25 protein-coding genes are annotated in these 25,814 nt (G+C 68.9%); 12 read left to right on the forward strand and 13 right to left on the reverse strand.

All coding sequences use genetic code 11. The features are described from left to right. Positions 1 to 6: 6 nt before the first annotated feature. From AB0M24_RS35960 to AB0M24_RS35980, 5 genes are all read right to left on the reverse strand, one after another. Complete coding sequence (locus AB0M24_RS35960) at positions 7 to 897, reverse strand: hypothetical protein (RefSeq protein WP_363777941.1); 891 nt, start codon at positions 895 to 897, stop codon at positions 7 to 9. Continuing rightward, complete coding sequence (locus AB0M24_RS35965) at positions 890 to 5,509, reverse strand: hypothetical protein (protein ID WP_363777942.1); 4,620 nt, start codon at positions 5,507 to 5,509, stop codon at positions 890 to 892. The genes AB0M24_RS35960 and AB0M24_RS35965 overlap by 8 nt, the downstream gene beginning before the upstream one ends. Further along, a complete protein-coding gene (locus AB0M24_RS35970) occupies positions 5,509 to 5,814 on the reverse strand; it encodes a type VII secretion target (protein ID WP_363777943.1) in 306 nt (101 codons plus the stop codon). Before AB0M24_RS35970 ends, AB0M24_RS35965 begins: the two co-directional genes overlap by 1 nt. Positions 5,815 to 5,845: 31 nt before the next feature. Beyond that, positions 5,846 to 6,385 (reverse strand): YbaB/EbfC family nucleoid-associated protein, encoded by a 540-nt coding sequence (locus AB0M24_RS35975; RefSeq protein ID WP_363777944.1) that lies wholly within the window; start codon positions 6,383 to 6,385, stop codon positions 5,846 to 5,848. A gap of 142 nt (positions 6,386 to 6,527) precedes the next feature. Next, positions 6,528 to 6,902 (reverse strand): FKBP-type peptidyl-prolyl cis-trans isomerase, encoded by a 375-nt coding sequence (locus AB0M24_RS35980; protein WP_355303708.1) that lies wholly within the window; start codon positions 6,900 to 6,902, stop codon positions 6,528 to 6,530. Positions 6,903 to 7,072: 170 nt separating this feature from the next. Between AB0M24_RS35980 and AB0M24_RS35985 the strand changes: the two genes are divergently transcribed. Continuing rightward, positions 7,073 to 7,879 (forward strand): serine protease, encoded by an 807-nt coding sequence (locus AB0M24_RS35985; RefSeq protein ID WP_363777945.1) that lies wholly within the window; start codon positions 7,073 to 7,075, stop codon positions 7,877 to 7,879. 47 nt (positions 7,880 to 7,926) lie between these two features. Here the strand turns inward: AB0M24_RS35985 and AB0M24_RS35990 are convergent, their stop codons facing one another. Then, the gene (locus AB0M24_RS35990) at positions 7,927 to 9,018 is read right to left on the reverse strand and encodes a sugar diacid recognition domain-containing protein (RefSeq protein WP_363777946.1); all 1,092 of its coding nucleotides are present in this window, start codon (positions 9,016 to 9,018) and stop codon (positions 7,927 to 7,929) included. 150 nt (positions 9,019 to 9,168) lie between these two features. Here AB0M24_RS35990 and AB0M24_RS35995 point away from each other — a divergent pair, with 150 nt between their 5' ends. Both AB0M24_RS35995 and AB0M24_RS36000 read left to right on the forward strand, forming a co-directional pair. Continuing rightward, complete coding sequence (locus tag AB0M24_RS35995; RefSeq protein ID WP_363777947.1) at positions 9,169 to 10,068, forward strand: transporter substrate-binding domain-containing protein; 900 nt, start codon at positions 9,169 to 9,171, stop codon at positions 10,066 to 10,068. Positions 10,069 to 10,106: 38 nt separating this feature from the next. Continuing rightward, complete coding sequence (locus AB0M24_RS36000) at positions 10,107 to 12,056, forward strand: beta-propeller domain-containing protein (RefSeq protein WP_363777948.1); 1,950 nt, start codon at positions 10,107 to 10,109, stop codon at positions 12,054 to 12,056. On the opposite strand, the gene AB0M24_RS36005 is transcribed toward AB0M24_RS36000, so the two are convergent. Continuing rightward, the gene (locus AB0M24_RS36005) at positions 12,046 to 12,804 is read right to left on the reverse strand and encodes an EI24 domain-containing protein (RefSeq protein ID WP_363777949.1); all 759 of its coding nucleotides are present in this window, start codon (positions 12,802 to 12,804) and stop codon (positions 12,046 to 12,048) included. The genes AB0M24_RS36000 and AB0M24_RS36005 overlap by 11 nt on opposite strands. 192 nt (positions 12,805 to 12,996) lie before the next feature. Here AB0M24_RS36005 and AB0M24_RS36010 point away from each other — a divergent pair, with 192 nt between their 5' ends. The 3 genes from AB0M24_RS36010 (at position 12,997) to AB0M24_RS36020 (ending at position 14,844) form a co-directional block, all read left to right on the forward strand. Next, positions 12,997 to 14,340 carry a helix-turn-helix transcriptional regulator gene (locus AB0M24_RS36010; protein WP_363777950.1) on the forward strand — a complete coding sequence of 448 codons (1,344 nt, stop codon included), beginning with the start codon at positions 12,997 to 12,999 and terminating at the stop codon, positions 14,338 to 14,340. 79 nt (positions 14,341 to 14,419) lie between these two features. Next, positions 14,420 to 14,581: a hypothetical protein gene (locus AB0M24_RS36015; protein ID WP_363777951.1), complete on the forward strand. Its 162-nt coding sequence runs from the start codon at positions 14,420 to 14,422 to the stop codon at positions 14,579 to 14,581. Next, positions 14,578 to 14,844 carry a hypothetical protein gene (locus AB0M24_RS36020; RefSeq protein ID WP_363777952.1) on the forward strand — a complete coding sequence of 89 codons (267 nt, stop codon included), beginning with the start codon at positions 14,578 to 14,580 and terminating at the stop codon, positions 14,842 to 14,844. The genes AB0M24_RS36015 and AB0M24_RS36020 overlap by 4 nt, the downstream gene beginning before the upstream one ends. On the opposite strand, the gene AB0M24_RS36025 is transcribed toward AB0M24_RS36020, so the two are convergent. Continuing rightward, entirely contained in the window at positions 14,824 to 15,504 is a 681-nt protein-coding gene (locus tag AB0M24_RS36025) for a GNAT family N-acetyltransferase (protein WP_363777953.1), read from the reverse strand. The two genes, AB0M24_RS36020 and AB0M24_RS36025, sit on opposite strands and share 21 nt — an antisense overlap. A gap of 104 nt (positions 15,505 to 15,608) precedes the next feature. Between AB0M24_RS36025 and AB0M24_RS36030 the strand changes: the two genes are divergently transcribed. Together AB0M24_RS36030 and AB0M24_RS36035 are read left to right on the forward strand one after the other, a co-directional pair. Further along, a complete protein-coding gene (locus tag AB0M24_RS36030; RefSeq protein ID WP_363777954.1) occupies positions 15,609 to 16,046 on the forward strand; it encodes a nitroreductase in 438 nt (145 codons plus the stop codon). Beyond that, entirely contained in the window at positions 16,043 to 16,411 is a 369-nt protein-coding gene (locus tag AB0M24_RS36035) for a hypothetical protein (RefSeq protein WP_363777955.1), read from the forward strand. Before AB0M24_RS36030 ends, AB0M24_RS36035 begins: the two co-directional genes overlap by 4 nt. A 3-nt stretch (positions 16,412 to 16,414) precedes the next feature. Here AB0M24_RS36035 and AB0M24_RS36040 read toward each other — a convergent pair whose 3' ends face one another. Beyond that, positions 16,415 to 16,600: a hypothetical protein gene (locus tag AB0M24_RS36040; protein ID WP_363777956.1), complete on the reverse strand. Its 186-nt coding sequence runs from the start codon at positions 16,598 to 16,600 to the stop codon at positions 16,415 to 16,417. A gap of 80 nt (positions 16,601 to 16,680) precedes the next feature. On the opposite strand from AB0M24_RS36040, the gene AB0M24_RS36045 reads away from it, so the two are divergent. After that, positions 16,681 to 18,294 (forward strand): hypothetical protein, encoded by a 1,614-nt coding sequence (locus AB0M24_RS36045; protein ID WP_363777957.1) that lies wholly within the window; start codon positions 16,681 to 16,683, stop codon positions 18,292 to 18,294. On the opposite strand, the gene AB0M24_RS36050 is transcribed toward AB0M24_RS36045, so the two are convergent. Genes AB0M24_RS36050 through AB0M24_RS36060 form a run of 3 tightly spaced genes read right to left on the reverse strand, consistent with a single transcriptional unit; the run spans position 18,287 to position 20,437 of the window. Further along, on the reverse strand, positions 18,287 to 19,429 hold the full coding sequence (locus tag AB0M24_RS36050; RefSeq protein ID WP_363777958.1) for a cysteine desulfurase-like protein: 1,143 nt from the start codon (positions 19,427 to 19,429) through the stop codon (positions 18,287 to 18,289). The two genes, AB0M24_RS36045 and AB0M24_RS36050, sit on opposite strands and share 8 nt — an antisense overlap. A 4-nt stretch (positions 19,430 to 19,433) precedes the next feature. After that, entirely contained in the window at positions 19,434 to 20,030 is a 597-nt protein-coding gene (locus AB0M24_RS36055; protein WP_363777959.1) for a TetR/AcrR family transcriptional regulator, read from the reverse strand. Beyond that, complete coding sequence (locus AB0M24_RS36060; protein WP_363777960.1) at positions 20,018 to 20,437, reverse strand: hypothetical protein; 420 nt, start codon at positions 20,435 to 20,437, stop codon at positions 20,018 to 20,020. Before AB0M24_RS36060 ends, AB0M24_RS36055 begins: the two co-directional genes overlap by 13 nt. A gap of 357 nt (positions 20,438 to 20,794) precedes the next feature. On the opposite strand from AB0M24_RS36060, the gene AB0M24_RS36065 reads away from it, so the two are divergent. Beyond that, on the forward strand, positions 20,795 to 23,014 hold the full coding sequence (locus AB0M24_RS36065) for a glycoside hydrolase family 95-like protein (protein ID WP_363777961.1): 2,220 nt from the start codon (positions 20,795 to 20,797) through the stop codon (positions 23,012 to 23,014). On the opposite strand, the gene AB0M24_RS36070 is transcribed toward AB0M24_RS36065, so the two are convergent. After that, positions 23,011 to 24,150 (reverse strand): GNAT family N-acetyltransferase, encoded by a 1,140-nt coding sequence (locus tag AB0M24_RS36070; RefSeq protein ID WP_363777962.1) that lies wholly within the window; start codon positions 24,148 to 24,150, stop codon positions 23,011 to 23,013. The two genes, AB0M24_RS36065 and AB0M24_RS36070, sit on opposite strands and share 4 nt — an antisense overlap. A gap of 55 nt (positions 24,151 to 24,205) precedes the next feature. Here AB0M24_RS36070 and AB0M24_RS36075 point away from each other — a divergent pair, with 55 nt between their 5' ends. Further along, a complete protein-coding gene (locus AB0M24_RS36075) occupies positions 24,206 to 24,709 on the forward strand; it encodes a DinB family protein (RefSeq protein WP_363777963.1) in 504 nt (167 codons plus the stop codon). 82 nt (positions 24,710 to 24,791) lie between these two features. Further along, a complete protein-coding gene (locus tag AB0M24_RS36080) occupies positions 24,792 to 25,697 on the forward strand; it encodes an NADP-dependent oxidoreductase (protein ID WP_363777964.1) in 906 nt (301 codons plus the stop codon). The last annotated feature ends 117 nt before the right edge of the window (positions 25,698 to 25,814 follow it).

Below are 25,814 nucleotides of genomic sequence, written 5' to 3' on the forward strand. Positions count from 1 at the left end.
GTCCGGTCAGCCGCCGAGCTCGTCCAGCCTCGCGCGGAGCCAGTCCGGCAGCACGTCCGCCGATCCCGCCCGGCGCAGCTCCTCCAGGTACGCCTCGGGCGGCGGCGGGGTGATCCACTGCGGCTCCGCGGTGCGGTCGAACTTCAGGTTCTCCCGGCCGGTGTACTCGACGTCGAGCCGTGCGGTGCACCAGGTGGTCTGCGGGCCCTCCATCGAGGCGCGGAACTCCCGGAACCGCTCGGTCACGGCCTGCGGCGGCGTCCACTGGTACATCCGGCCGGTGAGGTCGCGCACGAGCGCGGTGCACTCGGCGTAGTCCCCGATCTCGCGGAACTGCACCTGGGCGTAGGTCCATCCGGTCGGCGCGGTCTGCTTGACCTGCTGCCCGACGTGCCGGGAGTACAGGACGTTGGTCGGCACATCGCCCGGCTCCACCCTCGGCAGCTCCAGGCCGGGGTTGAGCTCCCGCTGCAGCCAGCGCGGCCGCCAGGCCTCCGCTCGCGGGAAGATCTCCAGGTCTTTCACCCACACGTCCGGCGAGATCGGCGGGTCCCACACCGGGTCGACCTCGAAGTTGTACTCGGTCTGGGAGTTGCCGGGCGGGTCGATGGTGTACCTGATGGAGAACCAGGTGCCCCGCTCCTCCTCCCACAGCACGTCGCGGAGGTCGGAGAACGGCCGGCGCAACTGGTCGACGGGCAGCTCCCGCTCCCGCACCGACCCGTCCTTGTTCAGCGTCGCGAACTGGTAGTCGTCCACGTTGGCCGCCATCGACACCTTGAGGTCGACGCGCGCCCAGTCCGGACCGATGTCCTCGAGCAGCTTGCCGCCGACCCAGGCGAGGATCTTGCCGGCCGTTTCGAAACGCTCGGCCTGGGAAGGCCGGGGGTCAGACATTGTCGTGGCTCCTGTAGTGGACGACGGGCTGTCCGGTTACCGGGTCCACCCGTTGATCAATCCAGTAAACACGATCCGGTGTGAGGCCCGTCGACTGCTCCGACGGGAACACCCGGACGCGCGAGACGTCCTCGTTGTGCTTGGTGTGGGCCTCCAGGCGGTCTTTCTCCGCCCGTGCCCAGCTGTTCTCGTACGGACTCGTCGGGTCCTTTTCCGGCAGCCGGATGTTGTTCTCGTTCCACTTCTGCGGGACCACGCCGAGCGCCTCGTTGATGCCGCCCTCTGCGTGCGCCTGGGTGTGCCCGCCGCGGTACCCGCCGCCGGTGGGGACGTCGTACTCGCCCATCTTGCCCACCGGGGTCTGCACACCGCCGTAGCGCGGCGGGTGGTTGGCCGGGGTGTAGTCCGGCGGGTACGAGACCGTGCCGGCACCGTAGGAGTTGGTGTGGAACGACCGGTCGTCGACCTGGTAGCGGGTCTCCGGGAGCGGAAGACCGTCGGTGGGCCGCACGTCGACCGCCCGCCTGGTGTTGGCGTCGCCCAGCTCCGGGTTCTTGTCGGTCCACGTGTCGATGTGCGTGAACTGCGACTTGCCGTCCGGAGTGAGTTCGGGCGACGTGTAGAAGTCGCCGTGCCACTCGCCGGTCTCCGAGTTCGTGACGTGGTAGCGCCGGTCGGGTTCGAGATCCGTGCGACGGCTGAACGGCGGACCGCTCGGGTCGTACGTCTCGGTGCGGTAGTTCGCACCACCCGGCTGGTAGTCGGGACCGTCGGGCGCGTTGAAGTTGTCGACGTCGAACTGCGGGTTGCCGTCCGCGTCGGTGTGGAACGTGAACGGCTCGCCGCCCGCGTGGACGCGGTAGTCGATGTCCGGCTGCGTGTAGCTCGCGTCCGGGTTGTCGACGTGGCCGTCGTACCCGGTGCGGGTGTTGCTGGTGTGGGCGTCGATGGCGATGACCCGCGGCGGGTTGGACCCGTCGGTGTAGACGTGCGTCTGACGGCCGTTGGCGTCCGTGACCTCGTACCTGGTGCGCGGCTCGAGGTCCGGCGTGTGCCGCGGCGGGTCGTAGAACGGTTCGCCGGGGTTGACCGTCCTCGGCCTGGACTGGTCGAACTCCGGCTCGCGCCAGTCGATGTCCTGGTGGGTCGGGGTTTCCCGGTCGCCGGGACGCGCGGCGCGGTCCTGTGCGCCGTCGGCGTCGGTGCCGTCGTGGTGCTGGGTGTCGGGCGCGTAGCCGTCGTCGCCGGTCTTCGTGCGGGTGCCGTCCGGGTGGTGGGTCTCCCACTCGCCGTTCGGAGGGATCCGCGGTTCGCGGGTGCCGTCCGGGCGGATCTCGGGATCACTGGTGAAGACGCGGCCGCTGGAGTCGGTCCAGGCCGGCTTGGTGGGCGCGAGGACCGGGGCGTCGAGGTGCCTGGACAGCTGCTGCGCGAAGTCGTTGCTGCCGGCGTCGCACCCGATCAGGCGAACGGGCCTGCTGCCGTCGTACCCGCTGCGCCGAAGCATGTCCGCGTACTCGGCCGCCGTGTAGTCGTGGCCGCCGATGCGCGCCCTGCCGTCGGGCGTGATGTGGACGTCGGCGGTGAAGTAGCGCGGGTCTTCGGGAACGCGGTGGGGCAGGTCGCCCATGTCCCGGTCGCCGCCGTGGTGGGAGACACCGGCGGGAGTGCTCTCCGCGTGCCGGGCGTGCGCCTCTTCCGGGGAGGGGCGGTCCGCGGGCGGGGCGTCCGGGTCGTGGCTGTTCGGGCTGTCGCCGTCCGGGTCGTGCGGCTTGTCCGGGTCGTGGGGCTTGTCGGTGTCGTGCGGCTTGTCGTGGGGCCCGTCCGGGGTGTCGCTGTGCGGCTTGTCGGTGTCCGGGCCGCGGTGGGGCGCGTCGGTGTCCGGGTGGTTGCCGGGGGCGTGCGGGGTCGCGGATTCCGCGTGGGTGGTGTCCGGGGCGCGGTGCGGTGCTTCGGCGGTGTCGGTGCCTCGGGAGCGCGGGCCGTCCGGGGTGTGGGGGCTGTCCGGGGTGTGGGGACGGGGCGCGTCGGGGCGGGTGCCGTCCGGGCGCGGTGCTGTGGGCCGGGAACCGTCGGGGCGGGAGCCGTCGGGGCGGGAGCCGTCGGGGCGGGAGCCGTCGGGCCGGGAGCCGTCGGGCCGGGAACCGTCTGGGCGTGAACCGTCGGGGCGGTTGCCGGGGCCGCTGCCGTCCGGGCGCGACGGGCCGTCGGGCCGGTGGGGTGCGTCGGGACGTGAGGGCGCGTTGGGTCCGCTGTGAGGTGCGTCCGGGCGCGACGGGGCGTTCGGGCCGTTGTGGGGTGCGTCCGGGCGGTGCGTGGGCGCGTTGGGGGAATGCGGTGCGTTGGGGCCGCCGTGTGGAGCGTTTGGCGCGTGGGGTGCGTCCGGACGCGACGGGGCGTTGGGGCCGCCGTGTGGTGCGTTCGGATGCGATGGGGCGTTGGGTCCGCTGTGGGGGCCGTTGGGACGCATGGGGGCGTCTGGGCGTGATGGGGCGGACGGGCCGTTCGGGGTGCGCGAGGGGGCGTCCGTGCGGGCCGATGGGGTTGCGGGGGAGTTCGGGGTGTGGGGTGCGTTGGGGGACGTGGGGGGTGCGTGCTGCGGGCGTGTTGGGGCGCCTGCGGATGGGGTGTGTGGGGCTCCTGCGGTGGGAGCGTTCGGGGCGCCCATTTGCGGGGCGTTGCCGGAAGGGCCGCCTGCTGACGGGCCGTGAGGGGTGCTCCCGGACGGGGCGCCGGCGGACGAGGCGTGTGGGGCGCTGCTGGACGGGGCGCCGCCGGATGGGCCGTGCGGGGCGCTGCCGGACGGGGCGCCGCCGGACGGGCCGTGCGGGGCGCTGCCGGACGGGGCGCCGCCGGACGGGCCGTGCGGAGCGCCGCCTGAAGGGGCGCCGCCCGATGGGGCGTGTGGGGCGCTGCTGGACGGGAAGCCGCCGGACGGGGCGCTGCTGGACGGGAAGCCGCTCGACGGGGCGCTGGTGGACGGTGCGCTGGGCATCGATGTTGGCGCTGGGCGGGATGGGGCGTCTGCTCGGGAGGCCGAGGTCGACATGTCCGGGGAGCGCGGGGCTGGGGCGCTGGAGCCCAGGTCGCCTCGGCTGCCTGGGGTGCCGGTCCAGCCCTGGCCGCCGGGGGACGGGCGGCCGGCTGCGGGGGCGGATGGGGCGTTGCCGCCTGCGTTCGGGGTGCCGCCGCCCATCGGGGCTGCCTGTTGCGGGGTGGACGAGGGGGAGTTGTCCGGGGTTCGCGACGGGGCGTGCGGGGCGTCGGCGCGGGTCGGAGCGTCGATCGGGGGTGCCACTGAGGACGAGACGGTCTGGCCCGTGTTGCGCGTTGGTGCCGGGGTGTCCGGAGTGGACTGGGTGTGCGGGGAGGACGGCGAGCTGTGCGGGGCGCTCGGGGACGACGGCGAGCTGTCCGGCGTGCGGGCTGACGACGGCGAGCTGTCCGGGGTGTGGGTGGAGGACGGGGAGCTGTCCGGTGTGCGTGACGGGGTGTCGGGGGACGAGCTGTCCGGGGTCCTCGACTGGGTGTCCGGGGTCGACGAGCTGTCGGGTGTGCGCGACGGGCTCGGAGCCGACGACGGGGACGAGCTGTCCGGGGTGCGCGAAGGTCCGTCGGGCGTCGAAGAGGACGACGGCGAGGAAGACGACGGAGAGGAAGGCGAACTGTCCGGAGAGGACGGTGACGAAGGCGAAGAGTCCGGCGAGGACGAGGAAGGCGAGCCGTGGCCCCCGGAAGGCGAGAGGTCCGGGCTGCCGCCGCGCTGGAAGAAACCGCCCGGCTTGATGGACTTCGTGGAGATCACGTCGAGCCCGGTCACCTTGCCGACCAGCTTGCCGACGACCTTCATGATCTTGGTGAAGATCTCGACCAGACGGCCGAGCAGCGGCGAGACCTTCTTGATGGTCTTGATGAGCTTCTGGATCAGCTCACCGATGCGCGTGGCCCACTTGGAGATCGCGGTGACGGCCTGCGCCACGATCACCGGCGTGCCGAAGCCCAGGGTGAAGACGGCTTCGAGCACCCACGTGATCAGCTTCGCCACGAGGTCCGCGATCAGGTCGCGCACCATCTCGCGCACGAACCCGACGACCATGCCCATCACGCCGACGACGGTGCCGACCGAGCCCGCGGTGGACGCCGCGCCGGACAACGCGTCCAGCTGCTCGCCGGCCGCCTTGCGATAGGCGTCGCCGGCGGCACCGGTCCACGACGCCGTCTGGTCGACGGCGGCCTTGTAGTCGGCCGCGATCTTGCCCATCTCAGTGGAAACGTTGCCCCACGTCGTGGAGTACGACTGGATCACGGGAGGATCGCCCGCCAGCCAGTCCAACGCCTCCTTCAGAGGCTGCATGTGCTCCATGAGAAACGAAGCGGCGGAAGACAAGAGCGTGCCGAACGGGTCGATCGCCATCGAGGCCGCGTCGGCGACGAGGCCGACCACGCCGAGGCCGCCCTCGATCCAGCTGCCCTCGGAGATGCCCTTGTAGGCGTCCACAGCGGAGTCGGCGATCGAGAAGCCCGTCGCCCAGCCGTTGTCGCCGGTGCCGGCGTTGAAGAAACCGGAAGGCTCGGCAGGAGCCTTGGCCACCAAGGGGTTCGGCGTCGACATCAGAAGCCCTTCAGTGTCTGAGCGATCTGGTCTTCGACTGCCTGGTAGTGCTTGGCGCTCTCGGTGACGCGCTTCGCGGTGGCGTCCATCGCCTCGGCGGCGCCCTTCAGCGCGTTCAGGCCCCAGTTCTCAACGGGGTCGAGCAGCATCCGGAACGGCTGGCAGATGATCCCGTACGCGTCGGTCGGCATCGACACGGTGTTCGCCGCGTCCACTGCCCCCTGCAACCGCCCGTGCAGGCCCTCCAGAGCCTTGGCGTGCGCTTCCAGCACGTCCGAGGTGACGTTGAAACCACCGGTGGTCATCGAACCCCCTCAAGTTCGGACAGCGGAAAGATCAGGTGAGCACGGACTCGCCACCGAAGTCGTCGTCGTCATCCGACGGCGGGCGACGACGAGCGGGCGGCGCGGGCGGCGTCGGCGGGGCAGGCCGGGGAGGCGGCGGAGCGTCGTCCTCCACCCGGAAGTTGATCTCGTTGGCCTCGTACGCGGGGCGCACGTCCTCTGCGGGCGGCGCGGGGAAGTTCTTCTTGGCCTCGTTGAACAACACGTTCGCCGTCTCGTCCTGCGTGCCGATGGTCTCGGCCATCGCCTCCTGCAGCAGGGCGGGAATCTTCGACTGCGCGCGCTGCAACAATTTCATGATCTCGCCGCTGACCTCGGCCATCCGCTTCGAACCTGCGGACTCGTTGATCACGAGGTTCTGCAGGATGCCGTTGGACCCGATCGTGAGCTCGACGGAACCGTCCGAGGAGCGCTCGGAGATCGTCATCCCCTGCACGCGCGTCGCCATCTCCTGGTAGCGCGCGGCACGCTCCTGGATGCTCTGGTTCCAGTTCGCGAGCATCTGCTCCGACCCGGCGATGTCCTCGGGCACCGAAAATTCCCTCCCACAGCGGCAGCGGACTCAAAGGATGACGCAGCCGGGCGTGATCCAGTTCCCCCGACTTGGCAAATCGACTACACAGACCAGCGGCGTTCCACTGAGTGGACCAGTGGAACGCCGCCACGTCGGTGTTTCAGTTCACGCCCAGCAGGTCGACGACGAAGATCAGCGTCTCGTTGGGCTTGATCACGCCACCGGCACCGCGCGCGCCGTAGCCCAGGTGCGGCGGGATGACCAGCTTGCGGCGGCCACCGACCTTCATGCCCTGGACGCCCTGGTCCCAGCCCTGGATGACACGGCCGCCACCGAGCGGGAACTGGAACGCCTCGCCGCGGTCCCAGGACGCGTCGAACTGCTCACCGGTCGAGTGCGAGACGCCGACGTAGTGCACGGACACGAACTGCCCTGCCGTGGCCTCCGCACCGTCGCCGACGGTGATGTCCTCGATCAGCAGGTCGGCGGGCGCCGGGCCGTCGTGCGGGTCGACCTCAGGCTTCGTGGGGGCCATCACAACTTCCTCTCGGAAACGGGATTGTTCGCCGTCGATCCAATCACGCCAACGCGGGCACGGCCGAATGGCCTACGAAGACCGGCCCTTGCCCGTCTCGTAAAGCACTGTTGATCCTTGAACAACTCCCGCCCCTGCATCGGGAGCTACAACAGAAGAAGGAGATGATCATGGCGGCAACCCTGCACCGCCTCCGGTCACTGTTCGGCGCGGCATTGGCGGCAGCGACGCTGTCGATGGCGTGCGTCAGCGTGGCCGAAGCAGCTCCGACCCCCACCACCGACGGCGAAGTCGGTGCACAGATCGTGGGTGGCACGCGCGCGAGCACGTCCACCTACCCGTGGGTCGTCTACCTCGCGACGAGCAGCGGCTTCCAGTACTGCGGCGGCACTCTCGTGGCTCCCAACAAGGTCGTCACCGCCGCGCACTGCACCGAGGGCGACTCGGCCTCGGCGGTCCGCGTCGTCGCCGGCCGCGACGACAAGAACTCCACCGCGGGCACCGTCGCCCGCGTCACGAAGATCTGGATCCACCCCAGCTACACCGACGTGACCCGCGGCTACGACGTCTCGGTGCTCACGCTCGACCGCAACCTCAGCCAGACCCCGATCAAGTTCGCGACGAGTGCGGACAGCGCGCTGTACGCCGCGGGCACCAGCTCGAGGATCCTCGGCTGGGGCACGACGAGCTCCGGTGGCTCGGCGTCGCGCTACCTGCTCACCGCCACCGTGCCGCTGACCAGCAGCGCGACCTGCTCCAGCGCGTACGCCGGCGACTTCAACGCCACGCACATGGTGTGCGCCGGCTACCCGCAGGGCGGCACGGACACGTGCCAGGGCGACTCCGGTGGCCCGCTCGTGGCCGGTGGCAAGCTGATCGGCATCACGTCGTGGGGTGAGGGATGTGCGGCCGCCGGTTACCCCGGCGTCTACTCCCGCGTCTCGACCTACGCGACGCAGATCCAGGCGCAGCTGTAAGGAACCGGGGGTGGTTTCCGTCGCCCTGCACGGCGGCAACCACCCCCTCAGCGGCCGATCTGGTCGGCGATGCAGGCCAGGTAGAGCTGCAGCACGAAACGGGCGTCGCGCGGGCTGTGGCCGGTCAACTCCTCGATCTTGTTCAGGCGGTAGATCAACGTGTTGCGGTGCACCTGGAGCTCCGCCGCCACCCTGACCAGGTTGAAACCGCACTCGCACCAGGACGTGATCGTCTGGCGCAGAACCGGCCAGTCCGGCTTCTCGCGCAGACTGCCCACCAGCGCGCGGACGTACCGGTCGCGCGGCTGGACCGCGCTCGACGCGATCAGCTCGTGGAGTCGCAGGTCGTCGATGTGCACGACGGACCTGCCGCGGCCGAGACGGGACGCCAGGTGCAGCGCGGTCGAGGCGTCCTCGTAGGAGTCGTGCAGCTCGGCGACTGACCGGGCCTCGCCGCCGACGCCGATCGCGCAGCGCGGGCCGAGCTCCTCGAAAGCCTTGTCGCACAACGAGAGCAGGTCTGCGCCCGAACGGCGCTGCAGCAGCACGAACCTGGTCTCACCGGCCTGCCCGATGATGTCCTGACCGTCGTCGAAGAACTGGCGGAGGGTGCGGACCGCGCACGGTTCGGCGTCCACGACGACCGCCACCCTGGGCAGGCTCAGGTCGTAGCCGACCGCCACGGCCCGGCGCAGCAGGATGTCGGGCTCGCAGCGTTCGGGGTCGAAGTGGGTCAGGTCGCGGACGAGGTCGTCGACCGCCCTTTCCCGGAACAGGTGCGAGGAGAGCAGAACGGACTCGCGCAGCAGGATTTCCGTCTGGTTGCGGACGAGCCTGCCGAAGGGTTCGACCTGGTCGGGAAATCCGGTGATGCCCACGGTTCCGACGGTTTCCCCGCTCAGCACGAGAGGCTGGGTGGTTCCGGGTTTGACGCCGATGAGGTCGCGGGCGGCCTCCACCCCGTGGCTCGTCGCAAGTTTTGTGCGCACGACTTCGACCGATGCCTCGTGGAAGCTGCCGACCCTGGTCCTGTGGCCGCTGCCGATCACCATCCCGTTCCGGTCGGTGATCAGGACGTTGAAACCGATGATCGCGCTGGTGTCGTCCGCGATCTCCTGCGCGATCGAAGGCGTGAGCACCGGGGCAGGTTAGCGAACGCGGGGCTCGTGCGAAATGCACGAAAGTCACTCCGGAAATGTTGGGCGAAACGCACAATGACGCGCTTCACCAGCGCTCCTAAACTCTGCCCCCGCCGCACTCGGGCCCCGCCAGCACGAGGACTGGAGCCGATGTCCTTTCGCGTATTTCCCCGATTGATCGTGGTCGTCGCTCTGGCCGTGACCGGATGTGGTTCCGGTGCCGGCCAGGTCGCCGGCGCGGGTCTCGGGACCGTCCATCCCGGCACGCTCACCGTCGCCATCCAGCCTTACGCGCCCTACACGACGTACGAGGGAGACCGGCTGACCGGACTCGACGGTGACATCGTCAACGCCGTCGCCCGCAAGCTCGGGCTGACCGTGCGCACCAAGGTCATGGACTTCCCCGGCATGCTCGCCGCCGCTCAGTCCGGCCGCGTCGACGTCACCCTCGGCGGCGTGGCTTGGACCGAGGAACGCGGGCAGAGCGGCATCTTCACCGATCCGCCCTACTACTCACCGCCCGCGCTCGCCGTGCACGGCGACAAGTCGTTCCAGACCGTCGAACAGCTGGAGAACAAGAGGCTCGGCACGGTCGACGGCTACGTGTGGGTCGACTCGATCAAGGCCGTGCGCGGGGCCAAGCTGTCGGTCTTCCCCGACAGCTCGAGCGTCGTCGAGGACCTCAAGACGGACAGGATCGACGTCGGAATCCTCGACCCGCTGATCATCCTCGCGGTCGAGCACGACTTCCCCGGCACCGACATCAGGACGAGGTACCTGGATCCGCCCACCGAGCAACAGGTCGCCCAGCACCCGGCGTTCATGCACTTCCGGCCCTACATGACCAGCTTCTACCTGCCCCGCGGCTCGGAGAAGCTGGAGCGGGCCATGTCCGCCGAGATCCGCGGGATGTACGCGAGCGGTGAGCTCACCAAGATCATCGAGAGCTACGGCGGCGACCCGGAGAAGTTCCTCAAGCCCGCTCCCGGTCTCGCGGCCACCCGTCGCGGCGTCGACCGGCCGGCGGACTGGACACCGCCTTCCATCTAGCGAGCAACCTTTTCCGGTGCGGGTTCCGTCCTGATGACATGAACGGCAGAAAGCTGTTGGCCGCCGCCGCTGTGCTGGCCGTCGCCGGAGTGAGTGTGAGCTCCGCGGTGCGAGACAAGACCCTCGCGCCACAACCGATCGTGGACTACGGGCCGGTGCGTCTCGTCGCGTTCGACAGCTGCGACAGCGCCCTGGCCGGGCTGCGCGACGCCATGGCGCCGTACGTCGGCGCGTACGGCATTGGGAACGACCAGTTCCTCACCATGTCGGACGCGAACGCCACCGCGGGCGTCGCCGAGAAGGCCGTGCCCGACGCGAGGGCCGCCACACCGCCCGCGCAGCAGAAGGATCACTCGACGACGAACGTCCACGAACAGGGCGTGGACGAGCCGGACATCGTGAAGACGGACGGAAAACGCGTCGTCTCCATCGCGGACGGCAAGCTGCGCGTGGTCGACGTGGCGAGCAGGAGCATCACCGGCACCCTCGATCTCGGCCAGCGCTACGCGAGCCAGCTGCTGGTAGACGGCGACCGCGCGCTGGTGGTGACGCAGAACCCCGTCCCGATCATGGAGAAGCGGGTCGCGCCGGACAGCCAGTTCGCGCCGCAGTCCGGCACCGAGCTGGTTCTCGTGGATCTCAAGCAGCTCAAGGAGATCGGCAGCCTCAAGACCGACGGCTTCTACCTCGACGCCCGCCAGATCGGAGGCACCGCCCGCGTCGTCGTCCGCTCGGCCCCGCGCCTGCCGTGGGTCTATCCGAACGAGTCGATCAATGAAGCGGGTTCCTCGCGCCGCAACAAGGAGATCCTGCAGAGCGAGCCGATCACCTCGTGGCTGCCGCGCTACGAGCTCGACCAGAACGGTGCCAAGAGCAGCGGAACCCTGGTCGACTGCGCCAACGTCAGCCACCCGGTCGTGCACTCGGGCACGTCGATGCTGACCGTCCTCACGTTCGACCTTTCCGGTCAGCTCGGCACCGGGCAGCCGGTCTCGATCGTGGCCGACGGGGACACGGTCTACGGCACCGACAAGAGCCTCTACATCGCCGACGACCACCGCCTGCTGCCCGAACTTCCCGGCAAGCCAAGGGTTCAGCGCCCGGTCAGCACGGCGATCCACCAGTTCGACATCAGCCAGGCCGGACCGCCGAAGCACATCGCGTCCGGTGACGTGAACGGCACGCTGCTCAACCAGTACTCGCTGTCCGAACACGACGGTGTGCTCCGCGTCGCCACCACCACGGGCACCGAACAACCCTGTTGCTGGCGCATGCCGGGCGACGTCAGGCCGGCGCCGCAGCAACAGCCCCAGACGGAAAGCTTCGTCACCACGTTGCGCCGCAGCGGGAACGAGCTGACCAAGGAAGGCCAGATCGGCGGGCTCGGCAAGGGCGAGCGGATCTACAGCGTGCGGTTCATCGGCAAGATGGGCTATGTCGTCACGTTCAAGCAGACCGACCCGCTCTACACGCTCGACCTGAGCAATCCCAAGCAGCCCAAGGTGACCGGCGAGCTGAAGATCACCGGATTCTCCGCCTACCTGCACCCGGTGGGCGACGGGAAGCTCATCGGCGTCGGCCAGGAGGCGACGGACCAGGGCCGCGTCACCGGAACGCAGGTGTCGCTGTTCGACGTGGGCAACCCCGCGTCACCGCAACGACTCGCGCAGTACCACCTGCCGGACTCCAACTCCGAGGCCCAGTTCGACCCGCACGCGTTCCTGTTCTGGCCCCAGGACGGCACGCTCGTCATCCCGGTGTCGCAGTACAAGACGAACTACGAGTCCTCCTCGCTGGTGCTGAAGGTCGAGGGCAACCAGCTCAAGGAGACCGGCAAGATCGTCGAGCCGCAGAGCCAGTACTACGGCGGCGGCGCCAAGCGCACCATCGTGATCGGCGACCAGCTGTGGTCGGTCTCGCAGGCAGGCGTGCAGGTCACCGCGCGCAACGGTCTGGCGCAGCAGGCTTGGCTGCCGTTCACGCAGTAGTGGTGCGGTCTCCGGTGAGCAGGCGGTGCGACAACACCGTGCCGCCTGCCATTGCCGCCGGGATCACGATCATCGCGGCCAGCGGGATCAGGCACAGCAGGTAGGCGGGCACGGCGAACCCGAGCACCAGCGACCGGCGCGTCGCGAGCAGCTTGCGGCGCTCCTTGAACGACTTGCCGCGGCGCGTGAACGGGATGCCGGTCAGCTCGATGCCGAGCAGGTACCCGTTGATGCACACGGCGAGCACCGGCACCACGGTCTGCCCGACGACGGGGATGAAGCCGCAGAAGAACAACGGGATCGCGAACAGGATCGACACGCCGACCAGCAGGATCGTGCTGCGCAGCCCCACCACGAACCCGCGCCAGAAGCCGACCTGCTCGGCACCCGGCACGCCGCCGAGCTCGTCCTCGACCTCTTCCGCGATGTACTCGTAGAACGGGCCGCCGATCATCAGCGTGATGGCGGTGAACAGCAGCACGCTCAGACCGAGGATCACCGCGATCACCGAGATGCCGACGGCGACCTCGACGACGTTCCGCCAGGTTTCGCTCCACGAGTCGGCGAACCCGGTGAGCCAGCCCGCGATCGAGTCGATGTTCGTGAACAGCACCACCCAGCCGACGATCATCAACACCGCCGTGATGACCGCGGGCAGCGCCCCGACCAGCACGCGCTTGGGCGTGCTGAACACCAGGCTGAACCCGCGCAGCAGCAGAGCGATACCGGCCCCGAAGTCCTTGATCACGCGCGCAGAATAGTCGGTCCGAACCGTTCGACTCCCTGAAACGTGTTCTGTTGAGGGTTCATCGGGATCCATTTGAGATACAGGCGAGCACGAACTCGTTCGGGCGGGCATGATCGACCCGCTAGCCCGGATGGCGGTCGATGCGCACCTGAACCCGCTGCCACCATGCGATGGATTGCAGGAGGCGTTGAGGTGAGCACACCAGCTAAGAACGCCGTCGTCGTCCCGGACGGGCCGCTGCCCATGCTGCCGCCCGCGATCTGGGAGTCGAAGGAAGTGCGGGACGCGGTCGCCGCGGAGTCGCCCGGCGCCGTGGTGGCGATCGCCCGCAAGGCCCACGGGCTGCGTCAGGACGAGCTGGGGACGCTGGCCGGGTTCTCCCAGTCGGCGATCTCGCGCCTGGAGGCCGGCAGCAACATCGCCTACGACATGCGCGTGCTCAGGACCCTGCAGCGACTGCTCGGCATCCCCGCCCACCTGCTCGGCCTGACCGACCGCACGGTGCCGATGCGCTCGGGCGAGGCGCGCAGGCTCGCCGCCGGGGTGCCGGAGTTCGCCGGGCTCGACGGCGTGGCGAAAGACCTGGTCGTGGGCATGGAGGGCAAGGCGTTGATGGCGTTGTGCGCCTCGGCCGTCTTCGGCACGACCGACGCCAACGGTGTGATGTCCAACGACGCCGTGAGCCAGCTCCTCGTGCTGCGAAGGATCATCAACGACGCGCACAACTGGCGTGGCACGGGTGCGCTGATGCCCGCCGTCCGCAACATGTACGACTTCATCGACGTGCTGCGCCGCAACGCGCGTGGCGACGTACGGCGCCGTTTGCTCGGCACGGGTGCGATGTACGCGGAGTTCTACGGCTGGCTGCACGAGGAGATCGGCGACCTGCGGAATGCGGGCCTGTGGACGTCCCGTGCCTTGGAGCAGGGGCAAGCCGCCGACGACCGTGATGTCGTCGCGTACTGCTACGTGCGGATGAGCCAGCTGGCGGAGGTCGACGGCGACGACGACCGGGTCATCGGCCTGGCGCGCGCCGCCCAGCGCGAGATCGGCCTCAGCCCGATGGTGCGCGCGATGGCGGCACGGCAGGAAGCGCGTGGCCTCGCGCGTGCGGGTCAGGACGCCTGCATGCAGCGGTTCGACCTCGCGCACTCGTTGGTGCTCGCGGCGGAACGGCCGCAGAGCGACGAGTACTCGATCGGGTACTGCTTCACCGACCTGCACGTCCAGATGCAGCGCGCCGCGAGCATGGTCGACCTGGCCGACCACCGCAGGGCCATCACCGCGTACACGGCCCTCCTGCCCAGGTGGGGCGGCATCTGCCAGTGGGAGCAGGGCGTGCACACGGCCCGCCTCGCCTACGCGCACGCCGCCAACGGGGAGGTCGAGCAGGCCGTCGACTACGGTTTCGCGGCGCTGGACCTGGCCCGCGCGACGGGTTCGCAGCTCATCGTGAACGAGCTGGAGAAGCTCGACCCGTGGAACGAGACGCCGGCCATCGCCGAACTGGCTGCTGAAGTTACCCAGCTCAGGTGAGTATGCGAGTTCCGCATACGCGACCCGTAAATCGTATGTAACCCTCCCCAATTGCTGTTACACGCCGCACGATCTAGGTGTGATCGACCTAGCCGAACGAACGCCGCGATCGGAAGAGGTCAGCGCCGACAGGTTCTGCGCGGCAGCAGCAGAGCGGAACTCGGGCCCTTACCGGCTCAAGTTCTACGCGACCACGCACGCCGTCGTGTGTGTGGTGGACGACGCCGAGGTGAAGGCATGAGCATTCAGGAAACGGAAGCGCGCATGCCTGTATTGCTGGTCCGCAAGCGTGCGGGTGTCGTCGGAGAGACACAACGCACGTGCCACCTCGTACCCATGCCCGACGACGACCGCACGCCGCTCGCGTTGACCGCGTACTGCGGCGAGCTCATCCACCGCGGTGAGGCCGAACTGCTCACCCAGCCGTCCGGAATGCCGTGCGTCGGCTGTTTGTTTCGAGTGCCGATGCCTCGCAGTGGCGAATTAAACGCCCACGACTGGTGAGGCGATGCAGGCCGTTCCGACGCGCCTGAACCCGACGCGCTCGTAGACCCGTGCGATGTCGAGGCTGCCGGCCGACAGGAACACCAGCTCAGCACCTTGCTGAAGTGCGTCACGCGCCAGTTCCGCAGTCACCGCACCACCGAGGCCACGTCGCCGTGCCGCCGGCAACGTGCCGATGCCCGCGATCTCGACGACGTCACCCGCTCGTTGCGCAGTGCCTACCGCCAGCACGCCCTCGCCTGGCAGGTCGGCCACCGCGTGCCGGTGCCGGGTGCTCGTCGGAGTCGCGTTCCGAAGCTCCGCGTCTCGTTCCGCCGTGCCGATCTCACCGGGTGACGTGCCCGGCGACGAGAACGCGAGCTGGGCCACGACCGACACCTCGGCCGGCCGGGTGTCGAGCACGCGCACGTGCGGATGCGGTTCGGGCAGCTTGTCCGGATCGAGAACCATCAGCGGAGCTTGGAGCACCTCCATGCCCGCCGCGACCGCCGCCTCGAGGAGGTCAGGTGTGGTCTCGTGCACCCACTCGAGCGCTTCCGGCACGTCCAGCTCACGCTGCCGTGCGCGCATCTTCAGCACGTCGGCCACCGTCGGCCGGCCACCGGGGAACCGCGGCCGCGCGTAGTACGGATAACCGTCGCCGGCTTGGAGGAACAACACGAGCTCGCCGTGTTCCTCAACGCGAGATCCCGGTCGGGGCACAGAGTCGTAAAACTCTTCGAGAACAGTCCACACGGACGATCACGCTAGCTACCTTGGGCCACATGACGCACGGCAATTCGCGCCCCACCGGGTTCGAGCAGTTCGCCAACCGGCTCGTGGGTGTGGCGGTGAAGCTCGGGCTCGGTCCGAGGAGCATGCGCACTTTGTTCGTGCGAGGCCGCAAGAGCGGCAAGGTGTACAGCGCCCCGGTCAACCTGCTGGAGCTGGACGGCACGCGCTACCTGCTCGCGCCGCGCGGCGTCACGTCCTGGGTTCGCAACCTGCGTGTCGTGGGCACTGGTGAGCTGCGTCGCGGCCGCGCCGTCGAGGCCTTCAGCGCGACCGAGCTGCCGGACGAGGCCAAGCCGGTGATCATGCACGCCTACCTGGAGCGCTGGCACGGTCAGGTGAAGCAGTTCTTCCCCGGCATGGACGCCACGACCCCGCAGGACAAGCTGCTCGCCCGCGCCGGCGACTATCCCGTCTTCCAGCTGTCATGAGGGTTCTGGCGGCTTTCGTCGCCCTGCTCCTCGTCCTCACCGGCTGCGGCAGCGACCGCGAGGACCGCTTCGCCCGGCCCGGCGCACCCAAGACGTCGCCCAGCGGGAAGTTCGTCGCGCACGCGGAAAGCGCGAGCGAGGTGAAGGTGACCGACCGCAACGGCGGTGACGTGTTCCGCAAGTCCTACGAGTACGCCACGAGCTACCGCAACGACGGCATCGGCGTGGTGTGGCTGTCCACGAAGGACCAGCTGTGGGTGCTCGTGCCCGGCGGCCGCATGAGCGAGCGCATCGAGGCTGGTGCGGACGGGGTGTGGACGGCGACCGAGGCCGCCCTGCCGGATGAGATCACCCGGCAGGGCTGACCCTCACCTGCGGGCGCGGCGCCAGTTCCACGAACGGCTGCTGGAGCCGACCCCCGCGAGGTGCAGCGCGACGAGCAGCAGCCCGAGCACCACGAGCGTGTTGGCGGTGATCACGTCACCGAGCGCGGTCTTCGCGAGGTCGAGGATCAGGGCCAGACCGAACGAGACTGCGGCGATGATGGCCAGCATGTGCACCTCCGAGTTCAAGTGACCTGGGGATACCCGTTTCGATGCGGGGGAATCGCACCGTTCGGAGCAACGGGCGTGTCATGATCCGCGTCATGGACGTCCAGCGGTGGCAAGCGGCCGCGGTTCCGTGGTGGGTGACCAAGGTCGGGCTCGTCGGTGGGTGGATCCTCGCTTTCTACTTCGCCCTGAGCGCGAGCGATACGCCGTGCACCACCGCGCAGCCGTGCCCCCCGAGCCCGTTGTTCTCGCTCGCCATCGTGCCGTTGCTGGCCACGCCGCTGCTGTTGTTGTTCGGCCGGGTGCTCACGGGTTGCGCGATGGGTGTGGCGTTCGGCGTGCTGGACATCGCTCTGGACGGCTTGGCGGCCGCCAACGTCGCGTTCGGGCTCCACGCCGTTGCGTGCGCGATCGTGGCGGCGTGGACGATCCGGTCGCGCGCGGACCAGCACACGGCGGCCGGCGAGGGTGTCGTCTCGTTGCCGGACATGCCACCGCAACGAGGAGTGCTGCGCATCATCGCGGTGTTGCTCGTCCTCTTCGGTTTCCTCACGTTCGTGCAGTACGACCTCACCAACGGCGAGATCGAGCAGCACATCGCGAACGCCAGCCGGGTCGAGGCCGAGGTCGTCGACATCAAGGACACCTTCGACGTCTGGGTGGAGCTGCCGGACAAGCAACGCGTCGTGTTCCAGCCTCTCGCGCCGGAGACGTACCGGATCGGCGACTCGATGCCGGTGCTGGCGGACGGTTCGTGGGTGGCCATGGCGAACGAACCCGAGGACGTCACGTGGTGGCTGACGTTCGGCGGCGCCGCCGTGTTCCTCGCGATCATGCTGGCCGCGCGGGAACGCCGCCGCCGCGCGTTGTGGACCGGTCCGGTGAAGGCGATCCGGATGCAGGCGCATCCGGTCGGACCGCGTCGGATCCTGTTGCGGCACAACAACACCGACATCGCGACCGTGGCCACGCTCGCCGACCTCGGGCTGGAGGAGCCGCTCTACCACGACACCGAGCAGTTCGGCCGGGTGTGGCGCGGTGAGGAGGACGCCCCGGTGCAGCTCGACCCGGCGGAGATCCTCGTCGCGGGGGAGTGGCACCACGGTGGCCAGGTCGCGTTGCTGGTCGAGGGCGAGGTCGTGGCCACGAGCACGCTGTCGAGGGTCCGCCCGCGGCACACCGTCCACAGTGCACACCTGCCGGGCGAACCGGTGTCCGCGGGCGTTCCGGTGGAGCTGCCGCACGCGATGTGGCCGGGGGACCGGCGCAGGACGGAGGGCGTGGTGCTGCTGCTCGGCGCGGCCGGTGCGTTGATCGGGCTGAAGTACTACCCGGAGCTGATCATCCTCGGGCTGATCGGCGTGCAGTGCGTGCTGTCGGCGGTGACGCGCTTCCAGCCGTTGCTGCGCCTCGACCACAACTCCGTGATGCTCTACACGGGCATCTGGACCTACCGCGTGCCGTGGGCGCAGCTGCACGGGGTTCGCCGCGCCGGACCGCAGCTCATGCTCGCGTTCGGGCCGCACGGCGACGTGATCACGACCCCGCACCTGCCCGACAGGCAGGCGGGCGAGAAGCTGATGTGGGCGCGAGCGCGGTCGTTGATCGCCGACCACCACGGCGAACGGATCACCCGCAGGTTCAACGTCAGCGTGTTCATCGGGCTCGCCTACGTCGGCCTGCTCCTGTTCATCTGATCTTGGCCACGGCCTTCAGCAGACGGTCCACATCGGACTCGTCGGTGTACGGCCCGATGCCCGCTCGTACCGCGCCTTTGTCGCCCAGTCCGAGCCAGCGCGAGCATTCGATGGCGTAGAAGTGGCCTGCCGGGGCGTTGACGCCCTCGGCACCGAGCCTGCGGTACACCTCGGCCGGCTCCAGCCCGTCGACCGAGAACAGCACGGTCGGGGTGCGCTGCGAGGCCTTGCTGTAGATCCGCACGCCGAGCTCCTGCAGTCCGGCTTCCAGCTGGTCGCGGAGCCCGAACTCGTGTTCTTCCAGGCCTTCGAGCCCGCGCATGAACTCGACGGCGGCGGTCGTGCCCGCGAGCAGCTCGTACGGCAGCGTGCCCAGCTCGAACCGTTCCGGCACGGCGTTGGTCGACGGCAGCAGCTTGTCCGGGCGCAACGTCTCCAGCAGCTCCGGTGCGGCGGCCAGCACACCCAGGTGCGGGCCGAGGAACTTGTACGGCGAGCACACGAAGAAGTCCGCGTCCATCGCCTCGATGTCCACGGGTAGGTGCGGTGTGTAGTGCACGCCGTCGACGTACACGAACGCCGCCATCTCGTGTGCCGCCGCCGCGATCGCCGCCACGTCCGGACGGGTGCCGAGCAGGTTCGACGCCGCCGTGATCGCGACGACGCGGGTGCGGTCGGACAGCAGGTTCGTGACGGCCTCGATGGGCAGCTCTCCGGTCGTGCGGTCGAACGGTGCCCAACGGACCGTCGCGCGCGCCGCCTCGGCCGCCTGCACCCACGGCCTGATGTTCGCGTCGTGGTCGATGCGGGTCACGATGATCTCGTCGCCCGGCCGCCAGTTCTTCGACAGCGTGCGGGAGATGTCGTAGGTCAGCTGGGTCATGCTGCGGCCGAACACGATGCTGCCCGCGTTGAGGAACTCGCCCATCGTGCGGCGGGCGGTCTGGACGATCTCCTCGGCTCGGCGTTCCGATGCCGTGACGCTGCCGCGGTTCGAGATCGCCGAGGTCAGGGCGTCTCTGACGGCGTCGCCGACGACGTCCGGCGTCTGCGAGCCGCCGGGTCCGTCGAAGTGCGCGGCACCCTCGCGCAACGCGGGGAAGTGGGCGCGGACCGCTGCGACGTCGTAGGCCATGCCCTCATGGTGCTTGAGCACCCACGAAACGGGAAAGGATCAACCGGAGGGTGCTCACCTGTTCGGTCGCGTCGAAGTCCGGGTCGACGAGCCTGCCGAACAGGCCGTCGACCAGCCCCTGGACCCAGGTGGCGGCCGTGCGGGCGTCGACGGGGAGCGCGATCTGGCCTGCGTCGTGCGCGCGTTGCAGCAGCTGGGCCAGCTCGTCGCGGACGGTGATCTCGTTCCGTGCGACCAGGTCCCACAGCTCCTGGTCGCGGCTCGCCTGCGCCACCACCTCCAGCACCAGCCCGGCGATCGTCCGGTCGAGCGCGGGGACGCACAGGTGGTCGACGATCATGAGCACGGCGTCCCACGGGGCCATCGTCCTGGCCCGCGTGAACACCTCCGCGTTGTCCCTGCCGTCCTGCTCGAAGATCTCCAGGAAGATCGCGCGCTTGGTGGGGAAGTAGTGGAACAGGCTGCCGGTGCTCATCTCGGCGGCCTTGCAGATGTCCGCGACTGTCGTCCGGTCGAAGCCCTTCTCCGCGAACAGCCCGGCGGCCGTGTCGGTGATGTGCCGTTTCTTCGCGGCGTGCTTGACCGGATCTAGCGTTCGCACCTGTAGTACTGCCTCTTCTTCTCGTCCTTGACGTAGACGCCGCGCTTGCGGATCTCCCTCGCCAATTCTGCGGCCTCCTCGTTGTCGTACTTCGAGATGGCCTTCCGGCGAGCCGTGAAGAGGGCGTTCACGTCGGCCGCCAGGTCCGGCGCGTGCTCGACCCACATCCGGAACTCGTTCGCGAACGGGTCGCCGTCGCGCCACCGGTAGCCCTGGGCCTGGAACGCATCTGCGAGCTTGTTCTTGCTTAGATCGGAGGTCTCGCGGGCGAGTTCGGCGCCGCTCGGGGAGAGCAGCACCAGGTGCTTGCCCTCGGTGAACGCCGACTCGACCTCGTCGCGGCCGAAGTCGAAGGTCTTGTCGTCCTTCTTGAGGATCACGCGGTCGTGCGAGACCTCGACGAACAAACATCTCAGCCGACCAGATCAACGCGAGCACACCACCCGCGATGGCGCCCAGCGCGAGTGCCGCGATCGTCGCCCACGGTTCCGGTATGTCCGTGACCAGCTTGAACACGCCCTGGAACGGGAACCACTTCAGCGTCGTGATCCACCCGGCTGTCAGCTTGAGCCCCCACACCACGGCGGCGCCCACGGCAGGGCACACGACCCAGATGCCGTACCGGACCGCCGCGGCCTCCTGCACAGTCGTCATGAGCTCAATACTAGACCGAGCGCTCGGTTTATTGACATGAAACGCTTCAGAGGACTACACATCCGATGAATCGGCCGCCGCCTCCGGTTTCTTCGAGGGATGGAGTCGTCGTGCTGTTCTCCCGTCGCACCCTGTTCGCCGGCACCGCGGGTGCCGTGGCGTTGTCGAGAGTTTCCGTCGCATCAGCGGCTGCGGGCCTGGAGAACCAGGTCGACTGGGCGTCGTACCTGGGTGGGCTCGACCCGGTGTGGGCGTCCGTGCCGACGACCTTCTACCAGGGTCCGTTCCTCGGCAACGGAGGTCTGGGCGCGGCGGTGTACCGGATCGGCAAGCGGCTGGCGTTCAAGCTCGGCGACACCCGCGTGCGCGACCACCAGGGCACCGGCGGTACGAACTTCGGCAACGCGCGCCTGCCCATCGGCCACTTCGTGTTCGACACCGCCGGGGACATCACCGACGTGGATCTGCGGCTGTCCTTGTGGAACGCCGAGGTGTCGGGGACCGTCACGACTTCCGTTGGTGTGCTGGAGATTCGGGCGTTCGTGCACGCCTCGCGCGATGTGCTGCTGGTGTCGGCTTCGGTGAAGTCCGGTGCGGAACGGGTGAAGTGGACGTTCGTGCCGGACAAGGCTCGCAGTCCGCGGCTCGACTTCAAGCCGGCGCCTTCGGGCCTCAAGACCAACCCGGATCCCAAGGTGAGTGGCACGACCTGCACCCAGGACCTGGTGGCGGGCGGGCAGACCGTGACGAAGTGGCAGGTCCGGTCCGGTACGTTGCTGGCCACGGTCGCGCACACGTTCCCGGCCAAGAACGCCGACTCCGTGGCCGCGGCGACTCTCACTAGCGCTTCAGTGCTGACTGACGACCAGCTGCGCGCGGAGCACCGTTCGTGGTGGAACTCCTTCTACCCCAAGAGCTTCGTGTCGGTGGCCGACACCAGGATGGAGAGCTTCTACTGGATCCAGCTCTACAAACTGGCCTGTGCGACTCGCCGCGACCGTCCTGTGCTGGGCACGTGCGGGCCGTGGCTGGAGCCGACGCCGTGGCCGGGCACGTGGTGGAACCTCAACGTGCAGCTGGAGTACTGGGTTCTCAACGCGACCGGCCACTGGGAGCTGGACTCGCTGACCGCCTCGCTGGACCGCAGCCGGGACGCGCTGGTGGCGAACGTGCCGTCGCAGTACCGCTCCGACTCGGCCGGGATCGCCCGCACCACGCAGGAGGATCTGAAGGGTGGCGTCGCCCAGCCCGGCGCCGATGGCGATCCGGAGTGCGGGAACCTGTTGTGGGCCTTGCACAACGCGTTCATCACCTACCGGCACCAGATGGACGACGCCGTACTGCGCGACCTGGTGTTCCCGTTGCTGCGCCGCGCGGTCAACTACCACTTGCACTTCCTGACGAAGGACTCGAAGGGCGTCTACCACCTGCCGAAGACGTTCTCGCCGGAGTACGGGTCCACAAAGGACTGCAACTACGACCTGGCGCTGCTGCACTGGGGTTGCAAGACGTTGATCTGGGCTCAAGCCCGGCTGGGGCTCAACGATCCGTTGCTGGCCAAGTGGCGTGACGTGATGGACAACCTGGTGAAGCCGCCGCAGGACTCGACGCAGGGCTTCTGGATCGGCGCCGACCAGAAGATGGCCAAGTCGCACCGGCACTACTCGCACCTGCTGTGGTTCTACCCGCTCTACACCCTCGACCCGGCGATCGCGGCGAACCGGGACGCGTTGCAGAAGTCGATGAAGCAGTGGCTCAGCTTCACCGGAGCGTTGCAGGGCTACACCTTCACGGGTTCAGGGTCGATGTACGCGCTGCTGGGCGACGGTGACAAGGCGCGCGGCCAACTGGTCACGCTGCTGGACAAGTACGTGCAGCCCAACACGATGTACAAGGAGTCCGGTCCGGTCATCGAGACGCCGTTGTCCGGCGCGCAGACCATGCACGACATGCTGGTGCAGAGCTGGGGCGGCGTCGTGCGGGTCTTCCCCGCGGTGCCGGCGGCGTGGGCGAGCGTGACCGTGCACGACGTGCGTGTTGAAGGCGCGTTCCTGGTCAGCGCGGTGCGCAAGGCGGGTCGTCTTCAGTTCGTGCGGGTGAAGTCGTTGGCGGGAGAGCCTTTGCGGCTGCATCCCGGCAACCTCGCGGGGCCGTTCGAGGTGCGGAAGTTCGACGGCACTGCTGTCCCGTTCCAGCCCAACGCCGACGGTACGTTGACGATCACGTTGGCGCGCAACGACGACGTGGTGGTCACGACGCGCGGCACCTCGCCGGAGCTGGTGATCGCGCCGTCCGGTCCGAACACGAAACGGTTCTGGGGCATGCCTTAGGGCAGGTAGAACGTCAGCAGGTCGCTGGTGACCGGTGGGAACAGCGCGTTCATCAGGTCGAAGTTGGGGCCGGGGTAGACGTCGCTGAACCACCGGCGCAGCCCGTCGATGCCGTGCGGGCCGAACAGCAGCGGGGCGAGGAGGTCCGGGGCGACTCCCGCCCCGCCCTGGTCGCCGGGGGCCATCATCGTGCCGCCCCACTCGTACGGGCCGATCTCGTTGCCGTCCCAGCGGAAGCGGACGTGCGTGCGGTAGAAGCCGAGGAGCACGTCGGCGGGTTCCTGGCCCTGCAACCGTTTCGTGAACACCGGGCGCAGGTGCTCGAACAGCCTCGGCACGTCCGGGATGCGCACCAGGTACTGCTCCAGGCCTGGGCGCCGGGCATCCAGGTACTCCTCCAGCACCGGCAGCCGTTCCGCGACCTGGTCCGGATTCACCAGCTGCACCAACGCCTTGACGGCCTCGTCGTCACCGGCGATCTCGCCGAGAACGACGTCGCCCTCTTCCGGCGGTGTGCTGCGGCCGGTGGCGACCACGGCGCCGTCGCGCTCGACGACCCACGTGGTGGTGCCGGTGCGGTTGATCAGCCAGCGCCAGCACTGGACCGTGTGGGCCATGCGCAGGTCGACGTCCTGCTGAGCGTTGTCCTGGAGCGCGTCGAGCACCGGGACGTCCGCCTCGGTCGCGCGCCGGAGCGTGTGCCCCGCAACGGGTTCTGGCTTCATCGTCAGTGGCCTGGTCTGCTTGACCGGGATCGAGTACGTGTAGCCGAACTGGCGGTAGAAGTACGGGATGCCGATCATCACCTGGACCAGGTGGCCGCGCTCGGCGGACTTCTCGTGCGCCCAGCCCATCAGCTGCCGCACCAGGCCCTTGCCCTCGTACTCGACGTCCGTCGCGACCTGTTCGACCTGGCCCGCCGGGATGTCGAGGCCGGCCAGCGTCACCGTCTCGTCCATCAGCGTGGCGGTGGAGACGACCCGGTCGCCGTCGGTGGCGACCGCGACCCACTCGCAGCCCGCGTCCGGGTCGGTCATCAGCAGGCGTGCGTCGACGCCGTCGCTGGGGTCCATCCGCGAGACGATGAGCTTCTCGACCTGATCCACGTCTTCGGGGCGCGAGGTGCGAATCTCCACCCGGCGAGTGTTTCCAGGGCAGTGGTTGTCCGCAAACGGTTTTACCGTTCCCGGCATGGACTGGAACAAGCAGTTGACAGACCAGCTGGACTGGCACTGGCGGACTCAGGCGCGGCCGCGGCTCGACGGGATGACCGACGACGAGTACTTCTGGCGGCCGGTCGCGGACTCGTGGACCGTGCACCCGGACGGTGCGATCGACTGGGAGTACCCGCAGCCCACGCCGGAGCCCGTCACCACGATCGCCTGGCGGATGGCGCACATCATCATCGCCGTCTTCAACATGCGCACGGCTTGGCACTTCGGTGGTCCCGCGGTGGACTACACGACGTGGCAGTACGCGAAGACCGCCGATGAAGCGCTGAAGCAGCTCGATGAGGCCTACGAGGCGTGGACGGCCGGCGCGCGCAAGGCTGACCTCTCGAAGGCTGTCGGCCCGGCGGAGGGTCCGTTCGCCGAGGAACCGATGGCGACGCTCGTGCTGCACATCAACCGGGAGGCGATCCACCACCTCGCCGAGATCGCACTGCTCCGCGATCTGTATCTGAGGGAGAGCTAGTTACCTCAAAGTGCCTACTTTCTAGAAGTTGGCGCTAACTGCAAGATGGTGCCCATCGAGAACATCGAAGGGGATCATCATCATGCGAGTCATCACGCAGAAGACCGTCGGGGCCGCGTCCGTGCTGGAGGTCGCGGAGGTCGCGAAGCCGGTACCCGGACCGGGCCAGGTGCTGGTCAAGGTGGGCGCGGCGGGCGTGAACCCGGTCGACACCTACGTCCGCGGCGGTGGGTTCAAGATCCTCGGTGAGCCGCCGTTCACGCTGGGCTGGGACATCGCGGGCACCGTCGAGGAGGACGGCGAGGGGTTCCAGGCCGGTGACGAGGTCTACGGCCTGCTGACCTTCCCGGGCACGGGCGGTGGCTACGCCGAGTACGTCGCGGTCAACGCCGCCGACGTCGTGCGCCGGCCGTCGTGGCTGACCGTCGAGGAGGCCGGCGCGGTGCCGATGGTGGCATTGACCGCGTGGCAGGCGCTGGTCGGCCGTGGCGGGATTTCCGCTGGTCAGCGCGTGCTGATCCACGCCGCTGCAGGTGGTGTCGGGCACGTGGCGGTGCAGATCGCGAAGGCGCGCGGTGCGTACGTGATCGGCACGGCGTCGGCCGCCAAGCACGACTTCCTGCGCTCGCTCGGCGCGGACGAGGTGATCGACTACCGGCACGAGGACTTCACCGCGATCGACCCGGTCGACGTCGTGTTCGACGCGATCGGTGGCGACTACGCCGAGCGTTCCGCCAAGGTGCTGAAGCCCGGCGGCGTGCTCGTGTCGATCATTCCGGGCAACCCGGGTTTTGACGTTGACAGGGCTGTGGACCTCGGCATCCGTTTCGAGTTGTTCATGGGTGTGTCCGCGTCTGGTCCCGATCTCGCCGCGTTGCCGCAGCTCAAGGTGCAGATCGACCACGCGGTGCCGCTCGCGGAGGCCGCGAAGGCGCACGAGCTCGTCGAGTCGAAGAGGACCACGGGCAAGGTCGTCCTGGTCCCGTGATCAAGCGTTAACCATCCGTTGACCGGCTCAACCGATCGTGTGCTCAACATTCACGCGATCGGGGAGTGCTCATGGCGCGGTGGAGTCCACTGGCATTAGTCATCGGTTTGTTAGCGG

Origin of the sequence: Lentzea sp. NPDC051838, from assembly GCF_040681245.1 — a bacterium.
Classification (GTDB): domain Bacteria; phylum Actinomycetota; class Actinomycetes; order Mycobacteriales; family Pseudonocardiaceae; genus Lentzea.

Coding starts and splice junctions, on each gene's coding strand:
- AB0M24_RS35960 (WP_363777941.1), bottom strand. CDS start 897: ATGTCTGACCCCCGGCCTTCCCAGGCCGAGCGTTTCGAAACGGCCGGC.
- AB0M24_RS35965 (WP_363777942.1), bottom strand. CDS start 5,509: ATGTCGACGCCGAACCCCTTGGTGGCCAAGGCTCCTGCCGAGCCTTCC.
- AB0M24_RS35970 (WP_363777943.1), bottom strand. CDS start 5,814: ATGACCACCGGTGGTTTCAACGTCACCTCGGACGTGCTGGAAGCGCAC.
- AB0M24_RS35980 (WP_355303708.1), bottom strand. CDS start 6,902: ATGGCCCCCACGAAGCCTGAGGTCGACCCGCACGACGGCCCGGCGCCC.
- AB0M24_RS35985 (WP_363777945.1), top strand. CDS start 7,073: ATGGCGGCAACCCTGCACCGCCTCCGGTCACTGTTCGGCGCGGCATTG.
- AB0M24_RS35995 (WP_363777947.1), top strand. CDS start 9,169: ATGTCCTTTCGCGTATTTCCCCGATTGATCGTGGTCGTCGCTCTGGCC.
- AB0M24_RS36000 (WP_363777948.1), top strand. CDS start 10,107: ATGAACGGCAGAAAGCTGTTGGCCGCCGCCGCTGTGCTGGCCGTCGCC.
- AB0M24_RS36020 (WP_363777952.1), top strand. CDS start 14,578: ATGAGCATTCAGGAAACGGAAGCGCGCATGCCTGTATTGCTGGTCCGC.
- AB0M24_RS36030 (WP_363777954.1), top strand. CDS start 15,609: ATGACGCACGGCAATTCGCGCCCCACCGGGTTCGAGCAGTTCGCCAAC.
- AB0M24_RS36035 (WP_363777955.1), top strand. CDS start 16,043: ATGAGGGTTCTGGCGGCTTTCGTCGCCCTGCTCCTCGTCCTCACCGGC.
- AB0M24_RS36040 (WP_363777956.1), bottom strand. CDS start 16,600: ATGCTGGCCATCATCGCCGCAGTCTCGTTCGGTCTGGCCCTGATCCTC.
- AB0M24_RS36045 (WP_363777957.1), top strand. CDS start 16,681: ATGATCCGCGTCATGGACGTCCAGCGGTGGCAAGCGGCCGCGGTTCCG.
- AB0M24_RS36050 (WP_363777958.1), bottom strand. CDS start 19,429: ATGGCCTACGACGTCGCAGCGGTCCGCGCCCACTTCCCCGCGTTGCGC.
- AB0M24_RS36075 (WP_363777963.1), top strand. CDS start 24,206: ATGGACTGGAACAAGCAGTTGACAGACCAGCTGGACTGGCACTGGCGG.
- AB0M24_RS36080 (WP_363777964.1), top strand. CDS start 24,792: ATGCGAGTCATCACGCAGAAGACCGTCGGGGCCGCGTCCGTGCTGGAG.